The organism is Pseudomonas sp. TWR2-1-1, assembly GCF_049897045.1.
GTDB classification, from domain to species: Bacteria; Pseudomonadota; Gammaproteobacteria; order Pseudomonadales; family Pseudomonadaceae; genus Aquipseudomonas; species Aquipseudomonas versuta.
Genome location: NZ_JAFCVM010000002.1, coordinates 223,114 through 238,366 on the forward strand (window position 1 = coordinate 223,114; position 15,253 = coordinate 238,366).

10 protein-coding genes are annotated in these 15,253 nt (G+C 61.2%); 5 read left to right on the plus strand and 5 right to left on the minus strand.

Translation table 11 applies throughout. From position 1 onward, the window contains the following. Nucleotides 1-23 precede the first annotated feature (23 nt). From ACP7BO_RS05965 to ACP7BO_RS05985, 5 genes are all read left to right on the plus strand, one after another. Nucleotides 24-881: an amidohydrolase family protein gene (locus tag ACP7BO_RS05965; RefSeq protein WP_426209108.1), complete on the plus strand. Its 858-nt coding sequence runs from the start codon at nt 24-26 to the stop codon at nt 879-881. Continuing rightward, nucleotides 878-1,654: an SDR family oxidoreductase gene (locus tag ACP7BO_RS05970; RefSeq protein ID WP_426209110.1), complete on the plus strand. Its 777-nt coding sequence runs from the start codon at nt 878-880 to the stop codon at nt 1,652-1,654. Before ACP7BO_RS05965 ends, ACP7BO_RS05970 begins: the two co-directional genes overlap by 4 nt. Next, entirely contained in the window at nt 1,651-1,983 is a 333-nt protein-coding gene (locus tag ACP7BO_RS05975) for an L-rhamnose mutarotase (protein ID WP_397454510.1), read from the plus strand. The genes ACP7BO_RS05970 and ACP7BO_RS05975 overlap by 4 nt, the downstream gene beginning before the upstream one ends. A 291-nt stretch (nt 1,984-2,274) precedes the next feature. After that, nucleotides 2,275-3,501: a sugar MFS transporter gene (locus ACP7BO_RS05980; protein ID WP_426209112.1), complete on the plus strand. Its 1,227-nt coding sequence runs from the start codon at nt 2,275-2,277 to the stop codon at nt 3,499-3,501. A gap of 52 nt (nt 3,502-3,553) precedes the next feature. Then, entirely contained in the window at nt 3,554-4,861 is a 1,308-nt protein-coding gene (locus tag ACP7BO_RS05985; RefSeq protein WP_426209114.1) for an MFS transporter, read from the plus strand. A gap of 83 nt (nt 4,862-4,944) precedes the next feature. Here the strand turns inward: ACP7BO_RS05985 and ACP7BO_RS05990 are convergent, their stop codons facing one another. The 5 genes from ACP7BO_RS05990 to ACP7BO_RS06010 all read right to left on the minus strand — a co-directional run bounded on the left by ACP7BO_RS05990 (nt 4,945) and on the right by ACP7BO_RS06010 (nt 15,165). Next, nucleotides 4,945-6,369, minus strand: a complete 1,425-nt coding sequence (locus ACP7BO_RS05990) for an efflux transporter outer membrane subunit (RefSeq protein WP_161718065.1) — start codon at nt 6,367-6,369, stop codon at nt 4,945-4,947. Beyond that, nucleotides 6,366-9,494, minus strand: coding sequence for an efflux RND transporter permease subunit (locus ACP7BO_RS05995; protein ID WP_426209116.1), 3,129 nt, complete (start codon nt 9,492-9,494; stop codon nt 6,366-6,368). Before ACP7BO_RS05995 ends, ACP7BO_RS05990 begins: the two co-directional genes overlap by 4 nt. Before the next feature lie 4 nt (nt 9,495-9,498). Further along, a complete protein-coding gene (locus ACP7BO_RS06000) occupies nt 9,499-12,564 on the minus strand; it encodes an efflux RND transporter permease subunit (protein ID WP_426209118.1) in 3,066 nt (1,021 codons plus the stop codon). A gap of 10 nt (nt 12,565-12,574) precedes the next feature. Beyond that, nucleotides 12,575-13,702 (minus strand): efflux RND transporter periplasmic adaptor subunit, encoded by a 1,128-nt coding sequence (locus tag ACP7BO_RS06005; protein WP_161718059.1) that lies wholly within the window; start codon nt 13,700-13,702, stop codon nt 12,575-12,577. A gap of 182 nt (nt 13,703-13,884) precedes the next feature. Further along, nucleotides 13,885-15,165, minus strand: a complete 1,281-nt coding sequence (locus tag ACP7BO_RS06010) for an MFS transporter (protein WP_426209120.1) — start codon at nt 15,163-15,165, stop codon at nt 13,885-13,887. Between the last annotated feature and the right edge of the window lie 88 nt (nt 15,166-15,253).

The following is a 15,253-nucleotide window of genomic DNA, read 5'->3' on the forward strand; positions in this document are numbered from 1 at the left end:
CCAGCGGACGGAGAACAATAATAATGTCGTCCTTACTTCGCCTCGATGCGCACCAGCACTTCTGGCGCTATGACGCTGCGGCCTATCCCTGGATGGGCCACGACATGACCGGTTTGCGCCGGGATTTCCAGCCCGCTGACCTGCGCCCGTTGCTGGACGCAGCCGGGTTCGACGGCTGCATTGCCGTGCAAGCCCGGGCCTGCGAAACAGAGACCGATCAGTTGCTGGCACTGGCTGAACGCTACCCGTGGATTCACGCCGTGGTGGGCTGGGTCGACCTGTGCGCCGCCGACCTTGAACAGTCGCTGGAACGCTGGGCGCAAGCGCCTGCCCTGCGAGGCTTTCGTCATCAGTTGCAAGACGAACCCTCGCCGGCTGACTTCATGCAAAACCCGGCGTTTAGCCGGGGGTTGAACACCTTGCAACGCCAGGGGCTGGTCTATGAAGTGCTGATCAAAGCTGCGGATTTACCCGCTGCAACAGCCTTGTGCCAACAGCACGACCAGCACGCCATGGTGCTCGATCACTTGGGCAAACCCGATGTGCAGGCCAACGATTTAAAAACCTGGGCCCGGCAACTCGCCCCCTTGGCCGCCCTGCCCCATGTCAGTTGCAAGCTGTCGGGGCTGATCACCGAAGCCCATTGGCAGGACTGGCAAAGCGCGCAACTGACCCCCTACCTGGAAACCGCACTGCAACTGTTCGGCCCCGAACGCCTGATGTTCGGCTCGGACTGGCCGGTGTGCCTGCTGGCGAGTAAATACGCCGACACCTGCAGCCTGGTCGACAGCGTATTGCACCGTTTGAGCACGTCGCAGCAAGCCGCGATTCGGGGGGGCAATGCCTGCGCCATCTATGGGATTAAAGGAGTGAAACAATGAATCTGTACCTGCAGGACAAGGTTTTTATCGTCACCGGCGGCGGCTCGGGTATCGGCGCGGCCATCTCTTTGGGTCTGGCTGACGAAGGCGCGATCCCGGTGATTTTCGGCCACAGTCCGCTGTCCGATGAACTGGCGCGGGAACTGGATCAGCGTGGCTCGCAAAGTTTGTTCATTCAGGTCGAACTGCGCGATGAAGACGCCTGCCGCGCCGCCGTGGCCAGCGTGTTACAGCGTTTCGGGCGCATCGACGGGCTGGTCAATAACGCCGGGGTCAACGATAGCGTGGGGCTTGAAGCCGGGCGTTCGGCGTTCGTCGAATCGCTGGAAAAAAACCTGATCCACTACTACCTGATGACCCACCTGTGCGTGGACGCGCTGCGTGCTACCCGCGGTTCCATCGTCAATATCAGTTCCAAAACCGCCCTCACCGGGCAAGGCGGCACCAGCGGCTACACCGCGGCCAAAGGTGCGCAACTGTCACTGACCCGGGAATGGGCCACCTCTTTACTGGCTGACGGCATCCGGGTCAATGCCGTGATCCCGGCCGAAGTCATGACCCCGCTCTACGAGCGCTGGATCAACACCTTTGCCGACTCCGAGGCCAAGCTGGCGAGCATCGTCGAAAAAATCCCCTTCGGCCAGCGCATGACCACCAGCGAAGAAATCGCCGACAGCGTGCTGTTTCTGCTGTCCTCGCGCGCCTCCCACACCACCGGCCAATGGCTGGTGGTGGATGGCGGCTACACCCACCTCGACCGGGCCCTGACATGAACCGCCAGTGCCTGGCCCTGGACCTGATCGACGACCCGGCGCTGATTGCCGAGTACGAACGCTTGCATCAACAGATCTGGCCACAGATCAGCGCACACCTGCGCCAGTACGGGGTGCTCGACATGCAGATCTGGAGGTTGGGTACACGGCTGTTCATGGTCATGGACACCGCGCCTGACTTCAATTCCCTGGCGTTTGAACAGGCCAGCGCCAGCGATGCCCGGGTACAGCAATGGGAAGCGCTGATGTGGCGCTTTCAGCAACGTACGCCATGGACACAACCGACAGAGAAGTGGGCACCCATGACCCGAATCTTCAGCCTCACCTGATGCACACACCCCCTGTAGGAGCGAGCTTGCCTCGCGAGCTTTCAAGATCAAAAGATCGCGAGACAAGCTCGCTCCTACAGGTGATTCGGTGATTCATGCCGGCAGATACATCGCTCTAAAACAATAGACAGAGAGGTGGGCACCAATGACCCGAATCCTCAGCTTCACCTGACCCTGTAGGAGCGAGCTTGCTCGCGAGCTGTTGATCTTGAAGAGCTCGCTCCTACAGGTGATTTGGTGATTCATGCCGGCAGATACACCGCTCTAAAAACAATAAAAAGGAGATGCGCCATGTCACTCAAGCACTCGAACGTCGCAACAGCACCGGTTTCCCGGGGCGTTACGTCCTACCGCTGGGCACTGATTCTGGTGACCTGCCTGTTCTTTCTCTGGGGCCTGTCCTATGGCCTGCTGGACGTGCTGAACAAGCACTTTCAGGAAACCCTGCACGTCAGCAAAGCGCAGTCGGGCTTGCTGCAAAGCGCGTACTTCGGGGCGTATTTTCTGATCGCCCTGCCCGCCGGTTTGCTGATGGATAAATACGGCTACAAGGCGGGCATCCTGCTCGGTCTGTGCCTCTACGCCACCGGCGCGTTGCTGTTCATGCCGGCCGCCGCCGCACAGAGCTTTCAGTTCTTCTTGTTCGCGCTGTTTGTGATTGCCTGTGGCCTGGGCTGCCTGGAAACCGCAGCCAACCCCTATGCCACGGTGCTCGGTTCACCGGCCGGAGCAGAACGACGCCTGAACCTGGCGCAATCGTTCAACGGCCTGGGGCAGTTTTTCGGGCCGCTGATTGGCGGCGCGCTGTTCTTCAGCGGTGCCAACAGTGTCGACACCACCCAGTCGCTGCAAATGACCTACCTAGTGATTGCCGCAATGGTGCTGCTGGTTGCGGTATTGATCGCCCGCACCCCGCTGCCCGACTTGCGTGAACAGGAAGCGCAAGTCCAGCAACACAACGCCAAAACCCTGTGGCAGCACCGCGAGTTTGTCACCGGGGTCATCACCCAGTTCTTTTATGTCGGCGCACAGGTTGGCGTCGGCGCGTTCTTCATCAACTACGTCACCGAACACTGGGCACAGATGAGCAGCCAGCAAGCGGCGTACTTGCTGTCAGTGGCAATGCTCAGCTTCATGTTTGGCCGCTTTTTCAGCACCTGGCTGATGGGCCGGGTCAATGCCCAGCGCCTGTTGCTGATTTACGCATTGATCAACGTGGTGCTCAGTGCTGTGGTTGTGATGGGGTTCGAAGGCATCTCGGTAGTGGCGTTGGTGGCCATATTTTTCTTTATGTCGATCATGTTTCCGACCCTGTTCGCCATGGGCGTGAAAAACCTCGGCGCCCATACCAAGCGCGGCAGTTCATTCATGATCATGGCCATTGTCGGCGGCGCGCTGCTGCCTTACGTGATGGGACTGGTGGCCGATCACTCCTCAACTGCCGTGGCCTATCTGCTACCGATGGGTTGCTTTGTGGTGGTCGCTGCCTATGCCCGGGCGGCCCTGAAAAAGCTGTAACTGCTGGACCTATGTCGCTGCACTCCACAAAAAAAAACAATTGGAGCACTTCATGTCTAACCCCGCGTTGAAACAGGCGCTCAGCAAAATCCGCTGGCGCATCCTGCCCTTTGTCGCCCTGATGTTCGCCATGGCGATCATCGACCGTTCCAACATTGGTTTTGCCAAACATGCCTTCCAGGCGGACACCGGCCTGAGCAACGCCGCGTTTGCGCTGGGCGCGGGTATTTTCTTTATTGGCTATGCCGTGTTTGAAGTGCCCAGCAACCTGATGCTGCACAAGGTCGGCGCGCGTATCTGGCTGAGCCGGATCATGGTCACCTGGGGCCTGGTCTCGGCCGCCATGATGTTTGCCCACGACGAAACCAGCTTCTACATCCTGCGCTTTCTGCTGGGCGTGGCCGAAGCCGGCCTGTCGCCGGGCGTGGTGCTGTATCTGACCTACTGGTTCCCGCAGAACCAGCGCGGTTCGGCCTATGGCATTTACTACTTCGGGGTGCCGGTGTCGTTGATGGTGGGCGGCCCGGTGTCGGGCTGGCTGCTGGAGACCGCCCAGTTCGGCCTCACCGGCTGGCAATGGATGTTTGTCACCGAAGGCCTCGCGGCCTCGATCATCGGCGTGTTTGCGTTCTTTTACCTGACCGACAAACCGCGGGATGCCAAGTGGTTGAGCCGCGATGAAAAGGCAGCCATCGAGCACGAGCTTGAAAAAGAACAACAACTCAAAGCCAATAAAGGCCCGTCTTCGTGGCGCGCCGCGCTGATCAACCCCAAGGTCCTGTACTTCACCCTGATCTACTTCACGATTCAGGTCAGCGTGTATGGCGTGCTGTTTTATCTACCGACCCGGATCGCCGAACTGCTGGGGACCGGCATTGGCCTGAAGGTTGGCCTGCTGACCTCCATCCCGTGGATTGCCACGGTGTGCGTGCTGTATGCCGTGACCCGGCATGCTGACCGTAAAGGCCAGCAAACCCGCTTCGCGGCGATCATGCTGACGCTGGCGGCCGTGGGCATGGTCGGTTCGACCCTGAGCGCCAGCCTGCCACTGGTAATCCTGGCGTTCTGCCTGGCGGCGGCCGGGTTCATCACCGTGCAACCGTTGTTCTGGACCCTGCCGACCCGCTTTCTTGGTGGTGCAGCAGCGGCCAGCGGGATTGCGGTGATCGGCGCCCTGGGCAACCTCGGCGGGTTCCTCGCGCCAACGGTGAAAACCTGGGCCGAACAGCAGTTCAATAACCCCCATGCCGGTATGTACTTTCTGGCGGTAACGGCATTGATTGGTGCCTTGATGCTGATGCGTTCGGCCAGGGCGGGCAAGCAGGCCGACGGCGCGCAGGCGTTGCAGTCACCGGGTTAGAGCAACCCCATAACCCCGTAGGAGCGAGCTTGCTCGCGAGCCCTTGAAGAGCTCGCGAGCAAGCTCGCTCCTATGGGTCGGGTTTACGGTTGCGCTTTCGTCTGCCAGCCGCCTCCCAGGCTCTGGATCAGGGCCACGCTGCCCTGGCTCAGCTGGGCCTGGGTGTCGCGCAGGTTTTGCTCGGTCTGCAACAGAATCAATTGCTGGGTCAGGACGTTGAGCTGACTCACGGTCCCTGCTTTCAACTGGGCTTGCTGGCTGCCGAACAATTGTTGATTGCGCTGATATATCTGCTGGTAGGTGTCTGCCTGTACCTGCAGGTGGTTGATCGCCGACAGGTTGTCTTCGACATTCTGCAAGGCTGACAACACGGTTCCGCGGTAGTTGGCCACGTCCTGGTCATAACTGGCCTGCGCCTGTTGCACTGCCGCTTCCCGCGCACCGCCGTCAAAAATGGTTTCGGCCAGGGCCGGGCCCAGGGTCCAGATGCGGTTGGGCACACTGAACAAGCCGCCCAATGCACTGCCACGAAACCCGGCTTCGGCCGTCAGGTCCAGGGTCGGGAAAAACGCTGCTTGTGCCACGCCGATTTTGGCATTGGCCGCTGCCGCCGTGCGTTCGGCAGAAACCACATCGGGCCTGCGCAGTAGCAGGCTGGAGGGCAGAGTTAACGGCGGACGCGGCACCACAAACGCGTATTGCCCCTTGGGCGCCACACTGAACTGCGAGGGCGCTACCCCCACCAGCACCGCCAGCGCATGTTCGTACTGTTCACGCGAACGCTGGGCGGTTTGCAGGGCGGCTACCACCGTGCTCAGTTGGTCCTGGGCCTGCAGCAACTGGTCATTGGCGGCAGTGCCTTGCTGGTATTGAGCCTGGATCATGTCGAGCAGTTTCTGGTTGATTTGTTGCTGTTGCTGCAACAGGCCGACGTCGATGTCCAGTTGGCGCAGGGCCAGGTAATTGCTGGCGACGCTGGCGCTGATCGACAGGCGCACCCCGGCCAGCAAAGCGTCGGAGGACTGGGCAGCCGCGTTGCTCGACTCGATGCCCCGGCGCACCAGGCCCCACAGGTCCGGCTCCCAGCTGGCGGTCAAGGTGGCGCTGACCGAATTCGCCACTGCGGAAGTGGAGCTGGTGCTGGTACCGGTGCTGCTGCCTGCCGTCCCCCGCGATCCGGACAAGCCCACGCCAAGGGTCGGCCACAAACCGGCGCGGCTGGATGAGACCTGCGCCATGGCCAGTCGATACGCCGCTTCGGCCGCAACTATCGACTGGTTGGCGGTGGCCGAGCGCTGGATCAGGTCATTGAGCAGCGGATCGCGGTACTCCAGCCACCATTGACTGGCCAGCGCGCCTTGCGGGTTGGCCACTGCCCTCTGCCATTGCAGGCCTTCCTTGAAGTCCATGGGCAATTGCATCGCCGGTTTCTGATAGTCCGGGCCCACCATGCAGCCGCCCAACGCAAGGCAAATGGTGGCGGCCAACAGCAGCGGTCTGAGATTCATGGGGTTGTCTCCTTGGGCGCCCGACGCAAACGCTGTGACACACGGTCCAGCCAGAGGTAAATCACCGGGGTGGTGTACAGCGTCAGCACCTGGCTGAACAGCAACCCGCCAATAATCGAAATCCCCAACGGGCGGCGCAATTCCGAGCCATAGCCGCTGCCCAGCACCAGCGGCAAGGCACCGAGAATCGCCGCCAGGGTGGTCATCATGATCGGCCGGAAACGTATCAGGCAGGCGCTGCGAATTGCTTCCTTGGCACTGAACCCCTGCTCTTTGCGTTCGGTAATGGCGAAGTCGATCATCATGATGGCGTTTTTCTTGACGATACCGATCAGCAAAATGACCCCCACCAGTGCAATGATCGACAGCTCTGTGCCGGTCAGCAGCAAGGCAATCAGCGCCCCGACCCCGGCCGAGGGCAAGGTCGAAAGGATGGTCAGCGGGTGAACCAGGTTCTCGTAGAGAATCCCCAGCACCAGATACACCGAAATGATCGCGGCCAGAATCAGCAGCGGCTCACTGGAAACCGACGATTGAAACACCTGCGCCGTACCGGCGAATTGCCCGACCACACTGGCGGGCATTCGCAGCTGCGCCACCGCGTCATCCACGAGTGCGGTGGCCTCCCCGATTGACACCCCCGGCGCCAGGTTGAAAGAAGCGGTCACCGCAGGAAAGGTGCCCTGGTGGCTGATGGAAATCGCGGTACGGGCAATCGACTGCTGAGCCACCGCCGACAAAGGAATCAGGGTCGCGTTGGCAGTGTCTGCCAGGTTGGGCGCGGTGCCGGTTTTGCTCGCGGTCGCGCTGCCCTGGGGCAGGTAGATCGACTTGAGGGCCGAGGGGTCGGCCCAATATTGCGGCGCGACTTCCATCACCACGTGGTACTGGTTGGCCGAGCGGTAAATGGTCGACACCTGACGTTGCCCGAACGCGTCGTACAGGGTCTGGTCAATCGCCGACATGCTGACCCCCAGCCGTGATGCGGCATCGCGATTGATCTGCACATTGGCTTCCAGGCTGTTGTCTTGCTGGTCGGTATTGATATCGGTCAGCTGCGGCAATTTATGCAGCGCCGCCACCACCCTGGGCACCCATTCGTCGAGGGTGCTCTGGTCGTCGGCGGTCATGGTGTATTGGTATTGCGCGCCGCTCTGGCGCCCGCCCACAGTGATGTCCTGCACCGATTGCAGGTACATCCGGGTGCCCGGCATATCCCCCAGGTGCTGGCGTATCTGGCCAATGATCCGGTCGGCACTGTCCTTGCGTTCACCCAGGGGCTTGAGTGAGATAAACATCTGCCCGCTGTTGACTGAACCGCCACCGCCGCCCGCACCGCCGACAAATCCACCCACGGCCTCGACGTTGGGGTTCTGCATGACCTTGCGGTTGATTTCGAGAAAGTCCTTCTGCATCGCGCCGAAAGAAATGCTTTGCGAAGCCATGATGCTGCCACTCAGGCGCCCGGTGTCTTCCTGGGGGAAGAAGCCCTTGGGCACCAGTACGTAGAGCACCCCCGCCAGCCCAATAACCAGTACCGTGACCAGGCCCATCAGCAGGGAGTGGTCGATCACCCAGCCCAGGGTGCGGTCATAGAAACGATGAAACCGCGAGCCCTGCGACCTCTCTGAATGGCCGGACTGCGGCGCAGTGCGCAGCAAGACTGCGGCCAGCATTGGCGTGACAGTCAGCGAGATCAGCATGGACACGGCGATCGACACCGACAGCGTGACCGAGAATTCGCGAAACAGCCGCCCGACTATCCCGCCCATCAACAGCAGCGGAATAAACACCGCCACCAGCGACACACTGATGGTCAGCACGGTAAAGCCCACTTCCTTGGCACCCGCCAGCGCCGCCTGAACCCGCGACTCGCCACGCTCAAGATGGCGCATGATGTTTTCCACCACCACGATGGCGTCATCCACCACAAACCCGGTGGCGATGGTCAGCGCCATCAGCGACAGGTTATTGAGGCTGTAGCCCAGAAAATACATAACCCCGAACGTACCCAGCAGCGACAGCGGCACGACGATGGCAGGCACCAGGGTGCTGCGCCAGTCACGGAAGAACGCAAAGGTCACCAGCGTCACCAGAATGATCGAGGCCAGCAGGCTCAGTTCCACATCCAGCAACGAGGCGCGAATGGTGGTGGTGCGGTCCATCAGAATATTGAGCCTGATCGACGCCGGGATCGACTGTTGCAGGAACGGCAGCTCGGCCTTGACCGCATCCACCGTGTCGATCACGTTGGCGCCCGGCTGTTTAAAGATCACCAGCAGTACCGAGGGCTGACCGTTGTAGAGGCCGAAGTTGCGCAGGTCTTCAACGTCCTCGCGCACGTCCCCCAGGTCGCTGATACGCACCAGGTCACCGTTGTTCTGCTTGACCACCAGAGCGCCATAATCCGCCGCGTTGTAGAGCTGGTCATTGGCTGCCAGCACGTGGTTCTGCGGGCCGATTTCAATCGTGCCCTTGGGCAGATTGACGTTGGCGGCGGCGATGACTTGCCGCACTTGCTCCAGGCTGATGCCGTAATGGTTGAGGCGATCGGGGTTGAGCTCGACCCGTACCGCAGGCAAGGCGCCGCCGCCCACGGTTACATCGCCGACACCGGCGGTTTGCAACAGCCGCTGTTCGAGCAAGGTCGAGGCCACGTCGTACATCTGCCCCGGGGTCGCACTGTCAGAGGTCAGGCTGATGATCAGAATCGGCGAATCCGCCGGGTTGACCTTGCGGTAGGTCGGGTTGCCGGACAGGTCGCTGGGCAGGTTGGTGCGGGCGGCGTTGATCGCCGCCTGCACATCCCGGGCGGCACCATCGATGTCGCGGCTGAGGTCGAACTGCAGGTTGATCCGGGTCGAACCCAGGGTGCTGGAGGAAGTCATTTGGGTGACCCCGGCAATCTGCCCGAACTGACGCTCCAGCGGGGTCGCTACCGAGGTGGCAACGGTATGCGGATCGGCCCCCGGCAACTTGGCACTGACACTGACGGTGGGGAAATCCACTTCCGGCAATGGCGCCACCGGCAGCAGTTTGAACGCCAGCGCGCCAAACAGTGCCAAACCAATGGCCAACAGGGTGGTGGCTATCGGACGCTTGATAAAGGGCGCGCTGAGGTTCATCGCATCAGTCCGCCCTGCCCGCACGCCGACCGCTCAGGCGCTGGCCGAGGTCATGCATGGCGAGAAAGATCACCGGGGTTGAAAACAGCGTCAGCAACTGGCTGAGCAACAGCCCGCCGATGATCGCGATCCCCAGCGGATGGCGCAGTTCCGAACCGATGCCGGTGCCCAGGGCCAACGGCACCGCGCCGAACAGCGAGGCCATGCTGGTCATCAGAATCGGACGGAAACGCAGCTCCGCCGCCTGGCGTATCGCATTCACCGGGCTCAACCCGTCCTTGCGCTCCAGTTCCAGGGCGAAGTCGACCATCATGATCCCGTTTTTCATCACGATGCCGATTAACAGCACGATGCCGATCAGGCCGATGATGTCGAACTGGGTGCCGGTAATCATCAGCGCCAGCAACGCACCGAGGGCCGCCGACAACAAGGTCGAGAGGATGGTGATCGGGTGCACGAAACTCTCGTAGAGAATCCCCAGCATCAGGTACACCACCACGACCGCCGCCAGCACCAGCAACACCTGATTGGACAATGACGCCTCAAACGTGGCGGCCGCGCCTTGCAGGGAGGCTTGCAACGACGCCGGTAATTGCACCTGTTGTTCTATTGCCTGGAGCCGGGTAACCGCCGCGCCCAGGGTCTGGCCGGGGGCCAGGTTGAAGGAGATATCGGCATAGGGGAATTGCCCCAGGCGGTTGATGGTCAGCGGCACCCGTTCGACCTGCATCGTTGCCATGCTCGACAGCGGCGCCACACCACCACCGGGGATATTGACGTAGAGCCCGGTGAGCAAGTCAGCCAGATTTTTCGGCGGCCGGTCGGTGGCCATCACCACGTGATACTGGTTGAGTTGGGTATAGATGGTCGACACCTGGCGCTGGCCGAACGCGTCATACAGCACATCGTCTATGGCCTGCGGGGTGATGCCCAGGCGCGAGGCGGTGGCCCGGTCGAAATTCAACTGGATCTGATTGCCAAACTGCATGGCCTGGCTTTGCACATCGGTGAACATCGGGTCTTTCTTGATCGCCGCGATCATCGTGCCGGTCCACTGTTCCAGCACGTCCGGGTCGGTAGCCTGCAAGCCCAGTTGATAGCTGGTGGTAGCCACGGTGGCATCCAGGGTCAGGTCCTGCACCGAGTGCAGGTACAGGCGAATCCCGGCCACATCGGCGTTGGCATCGGACAGCCGGCGAATCACCACGGCACTGCTGTCGCGCTCGCCCCGTGGCTTGAGGTTGATCAGCAGGTTGCCCTGGTTGATCGTGGGGTTGGTCTGGTCGATGCCGACAAACGAAGACAGGCTCAACACCGCCGGATCACGCAGGATTCGCGACGCCAGACGCTGTTGCTCGACCTGCATCTGCTGGAACGAAATGGTCGGCGCCGCCTGGGAAATCCCCTGAATCAGGCCGGTGTCCTGCTCGGGAAAAAAGCCTTTGGGCAGCAGCACCAGGGTCATCAGGGTCAGCAGTGCAGTCAGCACCACCGAGCACAGCGCCAGGGTACGATGCGCCAGCACCCAGTCGAGCCCGCGCACATAGTGGCGGTTGATCCGGTCAAAAAAGTCCTCTTTACGCTCTGCGGTATGCACCTTGAGCATGCGCGAGCACATCATCGGCGTCAGTGTCAGCGAGATCAGGGCCGAGATCACGATGGTCACGGCCACGGTCATGGCAAATTCGCGAAACAGCCGCCCCACCACATCGCCCATGAACAACAGCGGGATCATCACCGCGATCAGGGCCAGGGACAGCGAAATAATGGTGAAACCGATCTGTTCCGAGCCCTTGAGCGCGGCTTGCAGCGGCGTGTCTCCGGCCTCGATGTAGCGGGTGATGTTTTCGATCATGACGATGGCATCGTCCACCACAAAACCTATGGCGATGGTCAAGGCCATCAGCGTCAGGTTGTTCAGTGAAAAACCCAGCGCATAGGCCACCGCCAGGGTGCCGAGCAAGGTCAGCGGCACGGTCACCGCGGGGATGATCGTGGCCGGTACATTGCGCAGAAACAGGAAAATCACCAGCACTACCAGCACGACGGCCACACCCAGTTCGTATTGCACATCCGTGACCGAGGCGCGAATGGTCTGGGTGCGGTCAGTGAGCACCGCCACCTTGAGCGTGCCCGGCAGGCTGGCACGCAGCTTGGGCAGCAGTTGTTGCACCCGGTCGACCACCTCAATCACGTTGGCCCCGGGCTGGCGCTGGATGCTCAGCACAATCGACGGCGTTTCGTTGGTCCAGGCGGCCTGACGCGGGTTCTCCGGGCCCTGGGTCGAGCTGGCGATTTGCGACAGGCGAATCGGTGCGCCGTTTTTATAGGCAATCACCAGGTCGCGATACTCTTCGGCCGATTGCAACTGGTCGTTGGCGCCGATGGAGTACGCCTGAAACTTGCCGTCGATGCTGCCCTTGGCCTGATTGACGTTGGCGTTGCCCAGCGAGGTGCGCAAATCATCCAGTGACAGGCCCAGGTTGTTCAGTGCCGAGGTGTTGGCCTCAACCCGCACGGCCGGGCGCTGTCCTCCGCTGATGGTGACCAGGCCGACGCCGCTGATTTGCGAGATTTTCTGCGCCAGCCGGGTATCGGCCAGGTCCTCGATCTTGGTCAGCGGCAACACATCGGATGTCAGGGACAGGGTCAGCACGGGCGCATCCGCCGGGTTGACCTTGCTGTAGACCGGCGGGTACGGCAGGTTGGCCGGCAAGAAAGTCCCCGCCGCGTTGATCGCCGCCTGTACTTCTTGCTCGGCGACGTCCAGCGACAACGCCAGATCAAACTGCAAGGTCACCACCGAGGCGCCATCGGAGCTGGTGGAGCTCATGGATTTGAGGCCGGGCATTTCCCCCAGCTGACGCTCAAGGGGCGCGGTGATCGAGGAGCTGATGACCTGCGGGCTGGCGCCAGGGTATTGGGTAAACACCTGGATGGTCGGGTAATCCACTTCCGGCAAGGCCGACACCGACAGCAGACGATAGCCCAGAATCCCCAGCAGCAACACGGCGACCATCAACAGGCAGGTGGCAACCGGGCGCTCGATAAAAGGCCGCGAGATATTCATCGGACCGGCCTCACTGGGCGACTACTTTGACAGCCGAACCGTCATCCAGTTTGTCGGCGCCCTCGGTGATCACCTGCTCCCCGGACTTGACCCCGGCATCCAGAACCGCGGTTACATCGCCCATGGCCGGGCCGGACTTGATAGTGCGCAGACTGGCCTTGTTACCCGTGACCACAAACACGAAATCGCCCTTGCTGCCATGCTGAATTGCCCGGGTCGGCACCACCGGCACCTGGCTCAGGGTATCGGCCTGGAGGCGCGCATTGACGAACTGATTGGGGAACAGGGCGCTGCCCGCCTCATTGAACTGCGCCTTGACCTTGATCGTGCCGGTGCTGGTGTCGACCTGATTGTCCAGCGCCAGCAAGTGACCGCTGGCCAACAGCTTGTGCTTGTTGCGGTCATAGGCCAGCACTGTGACCTGGCCGGCCGTCATGGCCTGATTGATCGCACCCAGGTCATCTTCAGGGACGGCAAATACCACCGTGGCTGGAACCATCTGGGTAATCACCGCAATCCCGGTGGTGCTGGCGGTGGTCACATAGTTACCGGGGTCGACCTGACGTAAACCGACCACACCGTCTACCGGTGAGGTGATGGTGCAATAACTGAGCTGTACTTCGAGGTTCTGCACGCTGCCCAGATCGGCGGCCACCGTGCCTGCTTGCTGGGCCACGGTGGAAACCTGGGTATCGAGGGTTTGCTGGCTGATGGAACCGGCCTTGATCAATTCGCGGTAACGCAGCAGATCGCGCTGGGCATTGCTCAACACGGCCTGATCGTGGGCCAGTACCCCCTTGGCCTGAGCCAACTGAGCCTTGAGTGCACGGTCATCGATCCGGGCGATCACCTGCCCCTTGCGTACCCGCTGGCCCTCCTTGAACTCCACCGTCGCCAGAATGCCGTCGACCTGAGTGATGACCGTGACACTTTGGGTCGGGGTCACGGTACCCAGGGCATCGATAAAGACCGGCACGTCTTGCAGCACCACGGCACTGGCGGCTACGGGCTCACCACGCACGGGAGGCAGTTTTTCAGGCTGCCCGTGCGAAAGGTAAAACCACAGGCCCACGGCGATACAAATCAGGAGCAGAACGCCAAGCGCCCATGCAGTCTTGTGTTGTCGGCTTTTTTTCACGCGCTTTACTCACCAGTGACAGGCAGAGATCAGCTTAGCCGTACGGCACGTTGCGAAAATTAATTCGGCCGTTTCTTACAAAACTTTCATTGATGGCGGGGACATGTCTGTGGGAGCTGGCAATACCGCGTCGCTTGCGATTAAAAGATCGCGAGCAAGCTCGCTCCTACAGAGGTTCGCTTTTAGGCCACTGCTGGTGCGCCATCGTGCTTGGCCCGCGGTTCTACGGGTATACCCGGCTCTTTGAGCAGCGCGAAGTATGCAAACGCTGAACACACCGCCACCACCGCACTGATCACAAACGCCGTGGAAAACGAGCCGCTCTGCTGCACGCTGAAGCCGGTCAGGATCGGCGCCACGGAGCCTGCCAGGTATCCGCCAAAGTTCTGGATCGAACCGAACGACGCCACCCGCTCCGAAGGCACGATGGTGTTGACGATCATCCACGCCGTGGCACTTGAGATATTTATGAAGAACATGGTCAGGCACAGCAGCACCACACACGCCACCACGTTGGTGGTGAAGGCGACGATCAGGGTGAACAGCGCCCCGCCGAGCAGGCCCAGGATGACCATCAGCTTGCGACTGGCCAAAACCCGCATTCCGCGCGCCACCAGACGGTCGCAGCATTTGCCCGCAACGATGGTGCCCACTGCGCCGAACAGATAAGCCAGTGATACCACCCAGGCCGTGCGGTACAGGTCCAGGCCGTGCTCGCGCTCAAAGTAACCGGGCAACCAGGTAAGGTTGAGCCAAATCATGTAAATAACGCCCATGAATCCGAGAAACGCGCCCCAGGTGTTGCGGTCTCTGAACAGTGAGGTCCAGGCCACCTTCGGCGCCTTGTGCTGTTGCACCGCCACCGGCTCGGCACGGCCCGTCTCAGCCATGTACTGGGCTTTGCTTTTGTAGAATTTGAACCAGCACAGTGCCAGCAACAGCCCCATGATTCCGGTGAGGATGAACATCCCGCGCCAGCCCAGATGGACCATGAATACGGTCAGCAACGGTGGCGCCAGGCATGGCCCGATGCAGGTCGATGACCAGACCCAGCCGGTGGCCGTGCCACGCTCCTGGGTGTCGAACCATTCGGACAGGGCCTTGGCTGCCGAAGGAAATACCGGCGCCTCGCCAATCCCCAGCAATACCCGCAGCCCCACCAGATGCCCGTAGCTGCTGAACAGGCCGAAAGCCGCCTGCGCCACCGACCACACGACCAGCGATCCGCCCAGCGCCAGCTTGCTGCCGAGTTTGTCGATCAAGGCGCCAAGGGGTAACTGCGAAAAGGCGTAGGCCACGGAAAAGGCCGAGAGCATCACCCCCATCTGCATGGGGCTGATTGCCAGGTCGTGCTGAATGGTGGTGTTGGCGATAGACAAGGCGCTGCGGTCCAGGTAATTGACCACGCCAATCAGGAACAGGAAAAAAATCGTCAGCGTTTTGTAGGTTTTTATTGTTCTCATACGCGCCTCTCATGAGCGGTTGCGCTCCTGCCCGACAGACGGAGCGTAGCTCACTCTAGTTGGCGTCCTGCTGGCTGCCCAATCACAT

Coding starts and splice junctions, on each gene's coding strand:
- ACP7BO_RS05965 (WP_426209108.1), top strand. CDS start 24: ATGTCGTCCTTACTTCGCCTCGATGCGCACCAGCACTTCTGGCGCTAT.
- ACP7BO_RS05970 (WP_426209110.1), top strand. CDS start 878: ATGAATCTGTACCTGCAGGACAAGGTTTTTATCGTCACCGGCGGCGGC.
- ACP7BO_RS05975 (WP_397454510.1), top strand. CDS start 1,651: ATGAACCGCCAGTGCCTGGCCCTGGACCTGATCGACGACCCGGCGCTG.
- ACP7BO_RS05980 (WP_426209112.1), top strand. CDS start 2,275: ATGTCACTCAAGCACTCGAACGTCGCAACAGCACCGGTTTCCCGGGGC.
- ACP7BO_RS05985 (WP_426209114.1), top strand. CDS start 3,554: ATGTCTAACCCCGCGTTGAAACAGGCGCTCAGCAAAATCCGCTGGCGC.
- ACP7BO_RS05990 (WP_161718065.1), bottom strand. CDS start 6,369: ATGAATCTCAGACCGCTGCTGTTGGCCGCCACCATTTGCCTTGCGTTG.
- ACP7BO_RS05995 (WP_426209116.1), bottom strand. CDS start 9,494: ATGAACCTCAGCGCGCCCTTTATCAAGCGTCCGATAGCCACCACCCTG.
- ACP7BO_RS06000 (WP_426209118.1), bottom strand. CDS start 12,564: ATGAATATCTCGCGGCCTTTTATCGAGCGCCCGGTTGCCACCTGCCTG.
- ACP7BO_RS06010 (WP_426209120.1), bottom strand. CDS start 15,165: ATGAGAACAATAAAAACCTACAAAACGCTGACGATTTTTTTCCTGTTC.